The sequence below is a fragment of the Acinetobacter sp. YH12023 genome (genome assembly GCF_013420135.1).
In the GTDB taxonomy this organism is placed as follows: domain Bacteria; phylum Pseudomonadota; class Gammaproteobacteria; order Pseudomonadales; family Moraxellaceae; genus Acinetobacter; species Acinetobacter amyesii.
The window spans coordinates 75,619-92,062 of the sequence record NZ_VOYU01000009.1 but is presented as its reverse complement, the minus strand read 5'-3'; the positions used below and the strand labels follow the sequence as shown (position 1 = coordinate 92,062).

Sequence of the window (16,444 nt, the reverse complement as noted above, 5' to 3'; positions counted from 1 at the left end):
AACCATATTATCTGTTGACTGCTATCCGTCTAAAGAGCCACAAAAAATGTAGTCACAATTCTACCTTTAGACGGATTAAACGCTTGGATTAAATCATTAAGCTTAGAGTCTTAAGCCAGATCATTTTTGATTTGCATTAAACGTTCGAAGTTTTCAATGCGCTTATCGGTATCGTAAATGTCGCAGGTGAAAATAAATTCATCAACGTCATATTTGGTGAGTAGGTTTTCTAAACCTGCTCGAACGGTTGCATTTGAACCGACTTGTCCCATAGCGTAGAAATTATCAACAGACATCTTCTCTGCAGCAGACCATAAGCCTTGCATACTGTCGACTGGAGCTTTGAGTTTTAAACTTTGACCACGCATTAAACCTAAAACGCGTTGATAAGCACTCGTTGCCAGATATTCTGCTTCTTCATCTGTTTCAGCAACAACCGTTGGTACGCCCATAGAGACATAAGGTTGATCTAAATATTCGGATGCTTGGAAATTTTCACGATAGAGCTGAATCGCTTGTCCAAGCATGCGTGGTGCGAAATGAGAAGCAAAAGAATAGGGTAGACCTAAACGTGCAGCGAGTTGTGCACTGAATAAACTTGAACCTAGCAGCCATACGGGAACATGTGTATTTTGTCCCGGTGTGGCAATGATGCGCTGGTGAGGTTCAGGTGCTTTGAAGTATTGTAAAATCTCAAGAACATCTTGTGGAAATTGATCTTCGGTTTCCTGACGGCCACGGCGTAGTGCGCGCATGGTGGTTTGGTCAGTACCTGGTGCGCGACCTAAACCGAGTTCAATACGTCCAGGATATAACGTTTCAAGCGTGCCAAATTGTTCAGCGACAACTAAAGGTGCATGGTTGGGCAACATAATCCCACCTGAACCGAGCTTGATAGATTGTGTATTTGCTAAGAGATAACCGAGTAAAACCGCAGTTGCAGAACTTGCGATGCCGTCCATATTGTGGTGTTCGGCTAACCATAGACGTTCATAGCCAAGCTCTTCTGCTCTCTGCGCTAACTGGAGTGCATGTTTGAGCGAAAATTCGATGGTTTTATCATCTCGAACAGGTGCGAGTTCAAGTATTGAAAATTTTGTATCGGCTAGAGTACGCATGTTTTCTCTCAGAGATCTTTATATCGAAATAATACGATATAAAAAGCTGAATGTATATCGAATAAACTCGATATGGTCGTGGGGCGGTGTGAAAAGACAACTTTAGATATATCTAAACTTTTTTATATACAAAAAAAGCACCCGAAGGTGCTGATTTTTTTCATTGAAATATATCGATTAACGTTTACCGTTTTTGTACCAACCTAAGTGACGACCATTGTCTCCACGGTAGCCTCGGTCGTGGTAGCTATAATTATTGGTACGATAGCCACGGTTGTTATAACGACGGTCATAGCGATCATCATAACGACCATTATAACGGTCATCATAGCGACGGTCTTCAGACACTTTTTTACCTAGTGCAGAACCACCAGCTGAACCAAGTGCAGCACCGATATAACCACCGTTTGTGCCGCCCATGTTTTTACCTACGGTATAACCACCTGCGCCACCAAGTGCACCACCGATGATGGCACCATTACGGTCACGTTTGTTTGCCGATGCTGCTGCACCTGCACCACCACCAATTGCTGAACCAATCATTGCGCCAGTTTGTCCGCCAACTTGGTTACCGATTGCTGCACCAACAACACCACCTAAAGCAGATGTTAATGCAGTATTGGTGCTATTACCTGCATGTGTTGCAGTCATAGTAAGTGCTGAAGCGGCAATTGCTGCACTGAATAGAATTTTATTAATTTTCATTTTTAAACTCCTTACGAAGCATGATGTTTATCTGTTGATATCAATATATGAAAACACATAGCGAATATTTGGAGCGTGATGTGAAATAAAATACGTATTCCGTTGCTGCAATGTAAATTTTGCACTTTATTTCTACATGATTGATGACTTGGTTGGAGGGAAGGCAAATCTAAATATTTATCAGGAGCAATAAATAAAGTTGTATTTATCATTTGAAAAAAGGCGATACATAAAAAAAGCACCCGAAGGTGCTATTTTCACTATTCAATAAGGACTCACTAATTTTGAATTAGTGACGACGACGGTAACGTTTTTTGTATTTACGTTCTTGGTGTTTGTCGTAAGCTTTATCTTTAGAGATTTTATTACCTAGAGCAGCACCACCAGCAGCACCTAGTGCAGAGCCGATGTAACCACCGTTTGTACCGCCCATGCTTTTACCAACGGTATAACCTGTACCACCACCTAAAGCACCGCCGATAGCAGATTCTGTACGGTTACGTTTATTACTTGCTACCGCAGCACCACCAGCACCACCAAGAGCAGCACCAATTGTAGCGCCGGTATTACCGCCCATGTTTTTACCAATTGCAGTACCTGCAACACTACCTAATGCACTAGCTGCAGCAACGCGTGTTGTACTATCTGCATTTGCAGACATAGTGAACATAGAAGCAGTTGCTAGAGTGGCTGTCATTAAAAGAGTATTCAGTTTCATAGTTCACTCCATGTCCTTCATAAACGCGAGGACTTTTTCATAATCATTTCGATGGCAGTAAATGTAACAAAACTATTCGCTATAAATATGGAGAGCTTTCTCTTTATTTGGTGATTTGAGTGTCTAGTTTGTATAAGTTTTATTAATATTGTGAAAAAAATGGTCGAATGCAGAAAATCTGTACGACTTTGTGGAGAAAGTTAGGAGTGATGAATTTCACACTTTGATATTTAGGGTCATTGATAGGCCAAAAAACAATATATATGTCATTTCAGACCCATTATCGGTACACTAGCGCCATTATTTTGAATTTTGGCATATCCGTGAAAGTTTAGCGGTTGAGCCTGTGTATTGAGATTTTTTGAAAAATGAAAGAATCGTTACGTTTACGATTAGATCAGCTCTCTGACCGTCACGAAGAATTAAATGCATTACTCGCAGATGTAGAAGTCATTTCAGACAACAAACGTTTCCGTCAGTTGTCACGTGAGCATAGTGATTTATCTGAAATCACTGAAGTTTGGAAAAAATACCGTCAAGCAGAAGAAGATATTGAGACTGCTGAAGTAATGATGACGGATCCAGATTTTAAAGAAATGGCCGTTGAGGAAATCAAAGAAAATAAAGCTTTGATCGGTCAGCTTGAAGCAGACTTAAACATTCTGATGATTCCAAAAGATCCGAATGATGCGAACTCTGCTTATTTAGAAATTCGTGCCGGAACAGGTGGTGACGAAGCTGCAATTTTCTCGGGTGACTTGTATCGCATGTACAGTAAATATGCTGAATCACAAGGTTGGCGTATTGAAGTGTTGTCTGAAAATGACGGCGAACATGGCGGTTATAAAGAAGTGATTTGCCTCATCAATGGTGAAGGCGTATATGGTCGTTTGAAATTTGAAAGTGGTGCACATCGTGTACAGCGTGTTCCTGCAACAGAGTCACAAGGTCGTGTTCATACTTCGGCATGTACTGTTGCGATTTTGCCGGAAATTGATGTAGACACAAGTGTTGAAATTAATCCTTCAGAATTACGTATTGATACCTATCGTGCCTCTGGTGCAGGTGGTCAACACATTAACAAAACTGACTCTGCTGTGCGTATTACCCATATACCAACGGGTACAGTTGTAGAATGTCAGGATGAACGTTCACAACATAAAAACAAAGCCAAAGCGATGGCGCTGTTGGTTTCTCGTTTAGAAAATGCCAAACGTGCGGCGGCAGATGCCGCGACATCTGAAATGCGTCGTGACTTGGTGGGTTCTGGTGACCGTTCTGAGCGTATTCGTACCTATAACTATCCACAAGGTCGTATGACTGATCATCGTATTAACCTAACACTGTATAAGTTGGATGCAGTGATGGAAGGTGATTTGACTGAATTGCTAGATAGTTTGCATCGTGAATATCAAGCCGATCAGTTGGCGTTATTAGCACAGCAGAATGGTGGCTGATGAATATTGCACAGGCTTTGGCCTATCGTGGGGAACCTGAAAGTTATGAACGTCAGGAAAATGCGTGGTTGTTAGAGCATATCATCAAGATTGATTCTTTTGATTTAATCCTGAAAAAGGATCAAGAATTAACAGCTGAGCAAGAACAACAATATGTCGCATCACTTGCACGTATTGCAGCAGGTGAGCCTTTGGCTTACGTCACAGGTTCTCAGCCATTTTGGACGCTAGACTTAAAAGTGACTAAAGACACTTTGGTGCCACGTCCTGATACGGAAGTACTCGTTGAAACTGTACTGCGTTTAGAACTTCCTGAAGATGCTCGTGTGGTGGATTTAGGAACAGGAACTGGTGCTGTAGCATTGTCATTAGCCAGTGAACGTCCAGATTGGTCAATTGTGGCTTCAGATATTTACAAACCTACATTGGAAGTCGCTGAGTTTAATGCCAAAAAGCATGATCTTGAACATGTGCAGTTTGTCTTAGGTTCTTGGTTGAAACCCTTTGGTCGTGCTTTCTTTGATGTAATTGTGTCAAATCCGCCGTATATCGATGCTGATGATGTACACATGAAGGATTTGGCGACAGAGCCTGAACGTGCTTTGGTTGCAGACAATCATGGGCTTGCAGATCTTGAGCAAATCATTCTTCAAGCCAAAAAACATTTAACCGTGAATGGTTGGGTGGTGCTTGAACATGGCTATGACCAAGGTGAAGCGGTCAGACATTTGTTCTTACAAGCTGGGTATCGAAATGTTCGGACTGTAAAAGATTATGGTGGCAATGACCGTGTCAGTTTAGGCCAGTGGCAACACTGATTTGGTGTTAGAGAAATAGTCAAAAATAAAGCGCATTGAATGCGCTTTATTTTATTTTTTTTTTCAATTCACATGTGAATATTTGCATGTGTGCATTTGCAAGTGTGGAAAAATACGTTACTTCACCACATCACGCCAACGCAATAGATATTGTTCTAGATATTTCATCAGGCTATCGGTGATTTTCCCTAAGAGCGCCAATAGAATAATGGCAATAATTACGATATCTGGACGTGAGGTTTCACGACCATCACTGAGCAAATAGCCAATACCTTGCGTGGCTGCAATCAGCTCTGCTGCAATCATAAACATCCATGCCAAACTTAAACTATTGCGTAAGCCTGTAAGTATACCCGGCGATGCTGCAGGTAAAATAATTTCACGAATCTGCCTGAAATATTTCAAACGATAAACTTGTGCAACTTCAATGAGTTTTCGGTCTACACCTTGAATCGCTGCAACGGTATTGGTATAGGTCGGGAAAAAAGCACCTATGGCAATGAGGGTGATTTTTGAGGATTCATCAATACCTAACCATAAGAGCAGTAAGGGAATCCATGCCAAACTAGGGATAGATTTAATTGCTGAAAATGTAGGTTCCAAAAATGCTTCGGCTTGTTTGTTCAAACCGACTAAGAGTGCAAAAATCAGAGCAAGTCCGCTACCAATAAAATAGCCTAAAAATACCCGCCAAGTACTGGTCCAGATATGCTGCCAAAGTTCACCTTCAGATAACTCTATAAATGACTGCCAAAGACTACTCGGAGCGGGGAGTAGATACGGTTCGATAACACCATTTTTGACCAAGATTTCACATAGCAGCAATAAAACCACAGGTAGAGCAAGACCTTTTAAAATCAAGATCAACTTGGGTTTTATATGGTTTGATGAATCGGAAGCGGTCGAAACCGCTGTATCGATTTTGGGTTGAGTCACTGATGATGACATGTTATTTCACAACCTTTTTCGCATAACGTGCATCAAAAAGTTGATCAATCACTTGATTGACATTGGTACCTTTACGAACTAAATCTTCCTCAGTCAAAATCGTGCCAGATTTCTTTAAGGCCGCAATGTGTTTAGCTGTTGGGATATTTTGCTCAAAGTTGGTACGACTTAACTGCAGCTTGGCAACAGCCAATGGAAGCTTGGACTCACGTGCTAATAATTCGGCTAATTTATCTGGATTGGCTTTGGCCCATTGACGTGCTTGTTCATAGGCTTTAATCACAGCTTCAACGGCTTCAGGACTTTGCTGGCTAAATTGTTGTTTGGTACTTAAAACACTATAGCTGTTAAAACCCACATTTCGATACAGCAAACGCGCACCTGATTGTACCTGTGCCGATGCCATGAGTGGATCTAATCCCGCCCATGCATCGACTTGACCACGTTCTAAAGCTGTTTTTCCATCAGGATGTTGTAAATGTACCAATTGCACATCACGTTTATTGAGGCCGACTGTTTCCAAAGACTGCAAAGTAAACATGAATGGATCGGTTCCTTTGGTCGCCGCAATTTTTTTGCCTTTGAGGTCTTTCAGGCTTTTAATGGGTGAGTTTTTTGCCACAACCAATGCCGTCCATTCAGGCTGTGACTGGATGTATACGGTTTTAATCGGACTGCCATTGGCACGACTCAAAACGGCTGCAAGTCCTGCCGTAGAGGCAAAATCCACACTGCCACTATTGAGATACTCTAGTGAACGATTACTGCCTTGGCTAAAGACCCATTTAATTTGTGTCTTGGGTAAAGCTTTTTCTAAGAGTTTTTGTTCCTTCACCACTAAACTGGTTGGTGCATAGTAGGCATAATCCAGTTTGAGTGTCGAAGGAATAGCAGCAAAGATAGAGCTACTGAGTAGGCTGAACGTCAGCGTAGAAAAAATCAGTTTTGGGCTTTTAAATAGGGAAGTCATGTCGTTCACAAACAAGTGTTGAATTATGAGCACATAGATACGACGGAAATATTTCAGAAACAAAACAGAATAAATGCTAAGAATAATAGAAAACGAGATAAGTGTAAAAATCAAATAGAAGTATTTGATATAAAATATTTTATCGGATTTAATTGTGCTGAAATGGTGTTATATAAATTAATGTGTAAGCTTGCATGAAAAATGCTTAGATATTTTAGTGTAATGAATATTCAAAAATTATAGTGAATTACAGACTTAAAATAACTTTTCCAATAAAAAAGCAGCTCTCGCTGCTTTTTATATGTGATCAATACTTACATTGGGTAGTCTTGTAAGCTATCGAAAACTTCAACTTGTTCTAAAGCTGCTGTTTCTACTGCAAGACAGTAAGCAATAATTTTTGCAGTTGCATTCACTAAATTTTCATCTTTTAGATTTGCACCAGCTTGAATTGCTTCAATGTCATCCGCTTGGATATCCAGTGCATGAGCAACTTCAACTGCATTTTCAGTGCTAAAAAATTGTGAGATCAAATTTTGCAAATCGATATCTGCAACAGTTTTAAGCTGTTCATGAAACAGGTCATCAATTGCGTCAATCTGAGTGAAAAGAGAATCTGAAAAGTTTTGAACAAGTTGTTGTTCAAGAACATCAATCATCTTAAGCATAGGAAAGCCTTTCAAGGAGATGCAGGAGAATTGGAAAATAAATAAGCAAATCGCTTTAAATTGAGTGAAAAATAACCTAATTAGACTAAAGTAGCAATCACTCAAGGATGAATGGTCAGTCTATTTATTGAATGTTTTTAAGTTATTGATTTTCTATTAATTAGATGAATATTGAATTTATAAATAGTGAATATCAAATTTTAGGCCTTGAATTCAGGCGCATTATTTTGTCGATACGCACCGGGACTGACGCCTGTCCATTTTTTAAAAGCCCGATGGAAAGCACTCGGATCATGAAAATTCAGTTCTTCACTGATATCTTGCAAGCTTTTATCGGTATGGGTTAAAAAATCGATGGCGGTATCTCGTCGGATATCATTTTTGAGTTGTTGATAACTCACACCTTCACTTTTAAGACGGCGATGCATCGTGGCTTCCGACATATTCATTTTGACCGCCAACTCATAAAACTCTAACCATTCAGCAGGAGGAACGTCTAACAGTTGTTTACGAATTTGGCTGCTAAGTGCATACGGGTTTTTAAAGCGCACCAAGAGGTTTTCAGGTGTTTGTTGTAAGAATTGATACCACGAACGTGTATCTTGTTTGATTGGCAGGCTTAAATAACTGGCATCGAGCTGTATATAGTTTTGACTGGCTTGGTAATGAATATTTTCACAGAAGCGGACTTTATAGTCGTGATCATCAAGTGGTGCATCACATTTAAATTGGATTTGGTTTAATAAAATCCGTTGACCACTTAGCCAGCACAGTAGCGTATGGATGAGCATTAAATATGTGGCATAGCTGAACATGCGTTTAGGCGCATGTTGGTCATAGATCACGATATAAGCAAAGTGATCTTCAATAGTTAAATCACTATGCAAGTCATCTAAAACCAGATTTAAAAATTGTAGGATTTGCTTGAGTGCATCACCCAAGGTGCTGTTATGCATGACCATTTTCGACAGTAGCTTAAAACTGCCACGTCGCATGGCATGCCGATCCATGCCAAAAAATTCATCATCCATCACATCTGCAAGATGAGTCCATAAAGCCGCATATTGTGATACAGAAACTCTGGTTTTACGCGATAGCAGTAACTCTGAGGGTATACCCGCCTTTTGTAAAATAGCAGAAATATCAAAGTGCTTTTTTTGCGCATCGTGTAATGCTTCATGCACCAAGTCGATAGAAATCGTCCCTTTACTGTATTCGAGTCCATGCTTCGGCATATGTGCGGATAGGTCCTTGTTCAGAATTGTCCAAATACATCAGAAAAGATGCAACATTTGGAAATTGTACTGAATAAATTCTCTGTTTACTCTGCATCTTAAGTCGAATTTAAAACAAGATATCGTAAATAGGGAAATGCTATGGACATTAAAGGAAAAGTTTTTGTTGTGACAGGTGGTGCATCAGGACTAGGCGCTGCGACAGCAACACATCTAATTGGCTTGGGTGCCAAAGTGATTATTGTGGATATGAATCATGAGCATGGCGAAGCGATGCAACGTCAACTGGGTGATCATGCCAAATTTGTTCAATTGGATGTTACCGATGAACAAGCGGTCGGCGCTTTCTTTGCACAATTTGAAGCGGAATTTGGTCAACTTAATGGCTTAGTGAACTGCGCAGGTATCGCACCCTCTGCAAAAGTTTTAGGTCGTGACGGATTACATGATTTGGCGATGTTCCAAAAAGTATTAAATATAAATGTTTCAGGTACATTCAATATGCTGCGCTATGCGGCACAACTGATTGCTAAATATGAATTAAAAGCGGGTGAAGAAGAGCGTGGGGTGATTGTGAATACGGCGTCGGTTGCGGCTTTCGATGGTCAAATTGGTCAGTCGGCTTATGCAGCATCCAAAGGGGCAGTGGTTGCAATGACATTACCTCTTGCACGTGAGCTTGCACGTGAATCAATCCGTGTGATGACCATTGCTCCGGGTATTATGGAAACGCCGATGCTCAAAGGCTTAGCACAAAATGTACAAGATGCTTTGGGGCAAATGGTGCCTTTCCCACCACGTTTAGCAAAACCACAAGAGTTTGCAAAATTAGTGACACATATTTTTGAAAATGCCTATCTCAATGGCGAAGTGATTCGTCTTGATGGCGCGATTCGTATGCAGCCTAAATAGTTATTTATTAAAACTGCTTATTCTGGCTTCTACGAAGGAGTCTGATCGAGAATAACTTTGTTGACAGTAGTTCATCTCGTTACTTTTGTTTCGGCAAAAGTAACCAAAACCATTGTCATTTGCAAAACTCGTCATCAAATATTTATTGATTTACAGGTCGCAGAAACATTAGAGATTAATGGCGTCTTGCCTCAGACAGTTGCAAATGACGTCGTCGTGTATCCAACTTTGCTTTATACAGCCAAAGTATTTTTAATTCCGCAGTTATCCAAAATTTAAAGCTATACGCGCTATAAAAGATTTAGAAAAGGAAGTCTCATGATTTTAAATGATGAACAAAAAATGGTTCAGGACATGATGCGAAGCTATTCGCAAGAAAAACTGAAACCAACGGCAGCTGAGCGTGACAAAACGGCAGCATTTCCTGAACAAGAACTTAAGGAACTGGGTGAGCTAGGTGCTTTAGGCATGACGGTTTCGGATGAATGGGGTGGTGCAGGTTTAGACTATGTGTCTTTGGTTGTTGCCTTAGAAGAAATTGCTGCTGGCGATGGTGCGATTTCGACGATTGTCAGCGTACAAAACTCACTGCCATGTGGCATTACGCAACGTTATGGTACAGAAGCACAAAAAGAAAAATACTTAAAAAAATTAGCCACTGGCGAATGGTTAGGTTGTTTTTGCCTAACAGAACCACAAGTGGGTTCAGATGCGAGTGCATTGGAATGTAAAGCGGAGCGTGATGGTGATGAGTGGGTGTTAAATGGCACCAAGCAATTTATTACTACAGGAAAACATGCCCAAGTAGCCTTGGTTTTTGCGGTAACGGATAAGTCTGCAGGTAAAAAAGGGATTTCGTGCTTTTTAGTACCAACGGATGCACCGGGTTATATCGTATCGCGATTAGAAGACAAAATGGGTCAGCATTGTTCCGATACAGCAACTATTGTTTTAGATGACTGTCGTATTCCTGCGGATAGTCTTTTAGGGCAAGAGGGTGAAGGCTATAAAATTGCCTTATCGAACTTAGAGTCAGGTCGAATTGGTATTGCAGCGCAGTCTGTGGGTATGGCCCGTGCGGCATTAGATGCAGCCGTTGAATATGCTAATGAACGAAAGGCATTTGGGGTGGAGATTGTTCAGCATCAAGCCGTGGCATTTCGCCTCGCGGATATGGCCACCCAAATTGAGGCAGCACGCCAGTTAATTTTCCATGCAGCGACGTTAAAAGATGCAGGTTTTCCATGCTTAAAAGAAGCCTCGATGGCGAAACTTTTTGCATCGACGATGGCTGAACGGGTGTGTTCAGATGCCATTCAAATCCATGGAGGCTACGGTTATGTATCTGATTTCCCAGTTGAACGCATTTATCGTGATGTGCGTGTCAGTCAAATCTATGAAGGTGCATCGGACATTCAGCGGCTGGTGATTGCACGTGAAGTCACCAAAGGGTGAAAGGTTAAAAAATAGACTTTAGTCGATGTTCAAACCCTGCAATGGCGTTGATGGTTATGGAAATTGCAGGGCACATCCAAACATGGTTATCTAGGTATAGACAGTCTAAGAATAGGTAATTTACGAATAGATTGTCGAAGAGTATAAGTTTCAAAACTAAAAAACCGACATTGCAATCGGTGTATAGAAAAGCAGTAAAAGCGGATGTGGCAAAGGAATCGTCACTAGTACGCAGCGGTACAACAACAAGATCAATAAACCTCAAAGTCTTGCACTTTGAATCATAGAGAACAGGATAGGAATTGTCGTCATGAAGACACTAGAACAAGCATATCGTGATTTTAATTTTGAAAAAATGGTTGCAGAACAATTGGTCGGTACGCCAAGTTCAATCAATGCTTATGATGAATGTTGTGGGCGCTATGTTGGGCAAAATCGAACTGCACTGATCTGGGAAGGTAAAAATGGTGAATCTGAACAATGGACTTTTGAGCAATTAGATTTAGCTTCTGCACAATTGGCGAATTATTATCAGCGCATTGGGCTAAAAGCAGGTGATTGCATTGCAGGTCTATTACCCCGTACTGCAGAGTTATTGATTACTATTTTGGCAACATGGCGTATAGGGGCAATTTATCAGCCTTTGTTTACGGCATTTGAGTCCAAAGCGATTGAGCATCGGGTGCAAACTGCGGGAACAAAGCTGATTGTAACCAACACTGAGCAACGATCAAAACTTAATCACATTGATTTACCGCATATTTTAAACGTACATGCCGATCAAGCAATTCAAACAGATCCTGACTTTTGGTCAGAGTTGCAATTGCATGACGCCACATTTAACTCAGTTCCCCGTTCATTTGACGATGAATTTTTAATGATGTTTACATCGGGAACGACCGGTTTAGCCAAGTCTGTACCTGTGCCACACAAAGCGTTATTGGCATTTAAAGGGTATATGACACATGCGGTTGATTTGCGTGATGAAGATTCATTTTGGAATTTGGCAGATCCGGGTTGGGCTTATGGTTTGTACTATGGAATTGCAGGGCCATTAAGTTTAGGACACAGCATTATTATGGATGAACGGGCTTTTAGTGTTGATCATGCACTTCAAGTCATCAAAAAATATAAAGTCAGTAATTTGACTGGTTCACCAACGGCTTTTCGTATGTTCTTTGGCTTCAAAGAAAAATTTGACGCATCCCTAAAATCACATTTACGGGTTGTGAGTAGCGCAGGTGAGCCGCTAACGCCTGAAGTGATTCAATGGTTTAATCACGATTTAAACGTCAATATTTATGACCAATATGGGCAAACAGAACTCGGTATGGTGATTGCAAATCATCACGCTTTAGAACACTACAAAAAAGTGGGTTCAGCCGGTTTTGCTATACCGGGTCATCGTTTCGCGGTGCTTAATAAAGACTATCAAGAAATTGAACGCGGTGGCATTGGAACATTGGCATTAGATTGGTCGCAATCTCCACTCATGTGGTTTACAGGATATGGTGGCAATAACCGTAAAGCCTTTGTCGGGAACTACTATTTAACCGGTGATACCGTTCGTTTAAACGAAGAAGGCGGCATTGATTTTGTAGGTCGTGCAGACGATGTCATTACAACGTCAGGCTATCGTGTAGGGCCTTTCGATGTGGAAAGCACATTATTAGAATGTGAAGAGGTTTTAGAATCGGCAGTTGTCGGTAAGCCTGATCCTGAGCGAACTGAATTGGTCAAAGCTTTTGTGGTATTGAAACCACAATATCAAGCAAGTTCTGAACTCATGGATAAACTACAAGCCTATGTACGATCTCGTTTATCCAAACATGCTTATCCAAAAGAAATTGAATTTGTAGATGGATTGCCTAAAACATCGAGTGGAAAAATCCAACGTAATTTATTGAAGCAACAAGAAGTGGCCAAAGCGCAATTAATTCAAAAGGTAAGTTGAATCAATTTATATACGCAAAAAAGGCTGCTTGATGCAGCCTTTTTGAAATTGATATTTGAGCTGGTGAAACCATTCATTCCAGATCATATATGCACTTGACTAACTATGGGACAATCCAAATTAACCTAAAATTAAAGCATTAATTCAAATCAATAAAATCTTTTATTTTAAGTTCAGGGTATTATGTTCAGTATCAAGTTCTTGAGTTTTACCCGTTAAATTGCCCTTCAAAACTTTGAATAAATGGGTGACTTTATTGTCTTTGACATTCCAGAATTCTGCACTAATAGCATTAGCTATCAAAACGCGAACAGTAGGATCAGTCTTGCCATCGAACCAGTTTTCAGCCCAAGGATTCCATAATTTATCGATTAGGGCCGCATCTGTACTGATTTCTCCATGAGCACTAACTGATACATAAATGTCGTCTGAAGGTTTAGCGAATGCTAATCCAAGATGATTACGACCTGCATTGACTGCCTCTACAAGGTCATTGTTTTCTTTCATAAGAAAATAGATATTTTCATGCTCATTCATCTTATCAGAATTAAGCATGGTCATAGGTTGAGAATGAATTTCTTGCTTGTCAGTGACATGGCTAATCATGGTGAAACGCACGTCTTTAATGAGTTTCCATAATTTTTGTCGTTGATCTTGTTCAATGTATTCTTGTGACATTTTTATTCTCCACTTTTAAGTAATTACTTTGGGGATAAAGGGGTAAATATGACTGAGCACAAAGTATTTGAATAATGTGTGTTAGCGCATAAGTTTATCGAACATATTATGTCAGCAATTTAATTCTCACTGAATTCATACATATACCTACGGATTAAATCTCTTTGCATACATAAACGCTTAAAATGTCTTGGATTAAGTTTTATTTTCTGAGGCTAAGGTAGAAAAGAATCATTAAAATGAATCTAATGTAAGCAGCTCTAGTGCAACTAAATATGGTTAAAAATATAACTATATTTATTATTTTTAAAACATGTATACGCTATACCTCTATGATGTTTCTACATACTAAGGTGTCTGAGATACTGTATTTTAAATAGTGTAATTGAAGATACGCTAACTAAGAAAAATACCATGTCTACAGAGCATTTATTTTAACTTTAAGCTGTATATTGTCTTGCTCAAATAGCAGGGTGTTTTTACACTGTTTCGGGTTTGTACTCGAACAACATTTGATGGATATCGGTGTTTTAATCTTTTGCGTGCGATATAAACTCGCCCATTTTTTATGCTTGACGAATTTTAATAAGGAAATACTTTGTCTACGTTTAAATCGAATGAATCAACATCTGAATTTGAATTAAGTGATGATGAAATGCATTTATACAGCCGTCAAATATTGCTTGATGGATGGGACATCGATGCACAAGAGAAGCTAAAACTTGCCAATGTACTCATCGTAGGGTGTGGTGGAATTGGGTGTACCACAGCCGAATTATTGGCACGTGCAGGCGTCGGACAAATTACTTTAATCGATGCAGATCGAATTGAAATCAGTAATTTGCAACGACAAATCGCATATACCAAAAATGACGTAGGTTTTTATAAATCGGAAATTTTGGCTAAACGCTTACAAGCGATTAACCCGCATATCCGAGTGCAAAGCTATACCAAAAAATTAGATGAAAGCAACGCAAAGGCATTGATTTCACAGCAAGATTTGGTTCTCGATGGTTGTGATAATTTCAGCACGCGTTATTTGGTCAATGTGAGCTGCGTAGAAAATAATGTGGCGCTGATTAGTGCTTCAGCGATTGGTTTCCAAGGGCAACTGTTTATGGTCGAAGGAAACGCGGCATGTTATGAATGTCTATTTCCAAAAGAACAACAAGCCAATGAAAGTTTGCGCTGTGCAGACTCGGGTGTGCTTGCAACCACACCAAATGTTATGGCAAGTTTGCAAGCTCATCATGCTTTACTTTATTTGGGTTTAGGAAAGACAGTATTGAAACAAAAACTTTTGTTGTGGGATGGTCTGTCAATGAAACAAAAAATTCTCGCTTTTGAAAAAGATCCAGATTGTCCAATCTGTCAGGCAAGATAAAGCAGCAAGCCCTTATTTTTTTGCTACACTCATGTTAATTATTTTTTTCTAAGACATTATGAAAAACAATATCTGGTTAGATGGAATTCGCTCGGTTGCCCGAATGGGTGAGACCGCAGTGGTCGCGGCTAAAGCCGGTTTTAAATACGCGACAGAAAAACCAAGTAACGCAAAACTCATGCGTGAAACTTTTGAATCACTGGGTTCAACCTATATTAAATTAGGTCAATTTATTGCAAGTACACCTTCTTTATTTCCACGTGAATATGTCGAAGAGTTCCAAGGCTGTTTAGATCAGACACCTTCATTGCCGTTTAGTTATGTGCAGCAGGTATTGGCTTCAGAATTTGCTGGTCGTAATTTAGATGAAATATTTGCTTCAATTGATGAAAAGCCTTTAGCTTCTGCATCGATAGCACAGGTACACGCTGCTAAATTGGTCAGTGGTGAAAATGTTGTTATTAAGGTGCAAAAACCGGGTGTCGAGACGATTCTCTATACAGATTTAAACGTCTTACATTGGGCTACTAAACTGGTCGAAAAAGCTGTACCCAAAGTCAAATTTGCTTCACTTGCAGATATCGTTGAAGAAATTAAAGTTCGCATGGTACGTGAGGTGGACTTTATTGAAGAAGCCCAAAATCTTGACGACTTTGTGAATTATCTGAATGTGACTCAAAACAAAGCCGCAACAGCACCAAAAGTTTATCACCAATATTCAACGCGTCGAGTCTTAACGATGGAACGTTTATACGGCGTACCATTGACTGATTTTGATGTGGTCAAGAAAGTCGCTAAAGATCCATCGCAAGTTTTGGTAACAGCGATGAATACATGGTTTGGCAGCTTGATGTTATGTAATAGTTTCCATGCAGACTTACATGCAGGCAACCTGATGCTGCTTGAAGATGGTCGAGTTGGCTTCATCGATTTTGGTATCGTGGGCCAGTTGAAACCTGAAGTGTGGACAGCATGTATTGCGTTTATGGATGCCCTACAAAAAACTGATTACAACTTGATGGCTGAAAATATGCTGAAAATGGGCATGACGGCTGTCAAAATTGACACACAAGTCTTAGCTGCCGACTTAGAGCGCTTATTTAGCGGTGTGCTTTTGGCTGATCCACAGGAATTATTAACCTCAAATCCTGCCGATTTGAATGACATTATGATGGATATGGTACAAGTCGGAGAGCGTCATGGTATTCGCTTCCCACGTGACTTCGCTTTATTATTCAAACAAATGTTGTACTTCGATCGTTTTATGCGCATCCTTGCGCCGTATACTGATATTTATGCAGACCAGCGCATTCAAATGGTGCAGACTATGGACCCTAATTTATTGTTGAAGCAATAATTTAGCCGCAAGATATAAATAAAATCCTCTTGCTTAAACAGGAGGATTTTATTGATGTTTAAGATTT

At 40.1% G+C, this 16,444-nt stretch carries 16 protein-coding genes; 8 read left to right on the top strand and 8 right to left on the bottom strand.

The annotated features are described in order from the left end of the window. Nucleotides 1-110: 110 nt before the first annotated feature. The 3 genes from FTT92_RS11150 to FTT92_RS11140 all read right to left on the bottom strand — a co-directional run bounded on the left by FTT92_RS11150 (nucleotide 111) and on the right by FTT92_RS11140 (nucleotide 2,541). A complete protein-coding gene (locus FTT92_RS11150; RefSeq protein WP_180172139.1) occupies nucleotides 111-1,118 on the bottom strand; it encodes an LLM class flavin-dependent oxidoreductase in 1,008 nt (335 codons plus the stop codon). Between the two features lie 177 nt (nucleotides 1,119-1,295). After that, on the bottom strand, nucleotides 1,296-1,823 hold the full coding sequence (locus tag FTT92_RS11145; RefSeq protein ID WP_111884284.1) for a hypothetical protein: 528 nt from the start codon (nucleotides 1,821-1,823) through the stop codon (nucleotides 1,296-1,298). Between the two features lie 289 nt (nucleotides 1,824-2,112). Then, a complete protein-coding gene (locus FTT92_RS11140) occupies nucleotides 2,113-2,541 on the bottom strand; it encodes a glycine zipper domain-containing protein (RefSeq protein ID WP_180172138.1) in 429 nt (142 codons plus the stop codon). A gap of 368 nt (nucleotides 2,542-2,909) precedes the next feature. Here FTT92_RS11140 and prfA point away from each other — a divergent pair, with 368 nt between their 5' ends. Next, entirely contained in the window at nucleotides 2,910-3,998 is a 1,089-nt protein-coding gene (gene prfA / locus FTT92_RS11135; protein WP_078188570.1) for a peptide chain release factor 1, read from the top strand. After that, a complete protein-coding gene (prmC, locus tag FTT92_RS11130) occupies nucleotides 3,998-4,816 on the top strand; it encodes a peptide chain release factor N(5)-glutamine methyltransferase (protein WP_180172137.1) in 819 nt (272 codons plus the stop codon). Before prfA ends, prmC begins: the two co-directional genes overlap by 1 nt. A 117-nt stretch (nucleotides 4,817-4,933) precedes the next feature. Here prmC and FTT92_RS11125 read toward each other — a convergent pair whose 3' ends face one another. The 4 genes from FTT92_RS11125 to FTT92_RS11110 all read right to left on the bottom strand — a co-directional run bounded on the left by FTT92_RS11125 (nucleotide 4,934) and on the right by FTT92_RS11110 (nucleotide 8,637). Next, the gene (locus tag FTT92_RS11125; protein ID WP_373684115.1) at nucleotides 4,934-5,695 is read right to left on the bottom strand and encodes an ABC transporter permease; all 762 of its coding nucleotides are present in this window, start codon (nucleotides 5,693-5,695) and stop codon (nucleotides 4,934-4,936) included. Nucleotides 5,696-5,765: 70 nt separating this feature from the next. Further along, nucleotides 5,766-6,734 carry an aliphatic sulfonate ABC transporter substrate-binding protein gene (locus FTT92_RS11120; protein WP_180172135.1) on the bottom strand — a complete coding sequence of 323 codons (969 nt, stop codon included), beginning with the start codon at nucleotides 6,732-6,734 and terminating at the stop codon, nucleotides 5,766-5,768. A 314-nt stretch (nucleotides 6,735-7,048) separates the two neighbouring features. Next, nucleotides 7,049-7,402 carry a hypothetical protein gene (locus tag FTT92_RS11115; protein ID WP_180133145.1) on the bottom strand — a complete coding sequence of 118 codons (354 nt, stop codon included), beginning with the start codon at nucleotides 7,400-7,402 and terminating at the stop codon, nucleotides 7,049-7,051. 200 nt (nucleotides 7,403-7,602) lie between these two features. After that, nucleotides 7,603-8,637, bottom strand: coding sequence for an AraC family transcriptional regulator (locus FTT92_RS11110; protein ID WP_180084828.1), 1,035 nt, complete (start codon nucleotides 8,635-8,637; stop codon nucleotides 7,603-7,605). Nucleotides 8,638-8,778: 141 nt separating this feature from the next. Here FTT92_RS11110 and FTT92_RS11105 point away from each other — a divergent pair, with 141 nt between their 5' ends. The 4 genes from FTT92_RS11105 to FTT92_RS11090 all read left to right on the top strand — a co-directional run bounded on the left by FTT92_RS11105 (nucleotide 8,779) and on the right by FTT92_RS11090 (nucleotide 12,958). Continuing rightward, a complete protein-coding gene (locus tag FTT92_RS11105; RefSeq protein ID WP_180172134.1) occupies nucleotides 8,779-9,549 on the top strand; it encodes a 3-hydroxyacyl-CoA dehydrogenase in 771 nt (256 codons plus the stop codon). A gap of 57 nt (nucleotides 9,550-9,606) precedes the next feature. Then, a complete protein-coding gene (locus tag FTT92_RS11100) occupies nucleotides 9,607-9,828 on the top strand; it encodes a hypothetical protein (protein WP_180004948.1) in 222 nt (73 codons plus the stop codon). A 39-nt stretch (nucleotides 9,829-9,867) separates the two neighbouring features. Further along, the gene (locus FTT92_RS11095; RefSeq protein ID WP_168377726.1) at nucleotides 9,868-11,004 is read left to right on the top strand and encodes an acyl-CoA dehydrogenase family protein; all 1,137 of its coding nucleotides are present in this window, start codon (nucleotides 9,868-9,870) and stop codon (nucleotides 11,002-11,004) included. Between the two features lie 310 nt (nucleotides 11,005-11,314). Then, nucleotides 11,315-12,958: an AMP-binding protein gene (locus FTT92_RS11090; RefSeq protein WP_180172133.1), complete on the top strand. Its 1,644-nt coding sequence runs from the start codon at nucleotides 11,315-11,317 to the stop codon at nucleotides 12,956-12,958. Nucleotides 12,959-13,120: 162 nt separating this feature from the next. On the opposite strand, the gene FTT92_RS11085 is transcribed toward FTT92_RS11090, so the two are convergent. After that, on the bottom strand, nucleotides 13,121-13,636 hold the full coding sequence (locus tag FTT92_RS11085; RefSeq protein ID WP_180172132.1) for a pyridoxamine 5'-phosphate oxidase family protein: 516 nt from the start codon (nucleotides 13,634-13,636) through the stop codon (nucleotides 13,121-13,123). A 655-nt stretch (nucleotides 13,637-14,291) separates the two neighbouring features. Here FTT92_RS11085 and FTT92_RS11080 point away from each other — a divergent pair. Then, complete coding sequence (locus FTT92_RS11080; RefSeq protein ID WP_180172176.1) at nucleotides 14,292-15,020, top strand: HesA/MoeB/ThiF family protein; 729 nt, start codon at nucleotides 14,292-14,294, stop codon at nucleotides 15,018-15,020. Nucleotides 15,021-15,078: 58 nt separating this feature from the next. Next, complete coding sequence (locus FTT92_RS11075; protein WP_078193949.1) at nucleotides 15,079-16,377, top strand: AarF/ABC1/UbiB kinase family protein; 1,299 nt, start codon at nucleotides 15,079-15,081, stop codon at nucleotides 16,375-16,377. Nucleotides 16,378-16,444: the final 67 nt, after the last annotated feature.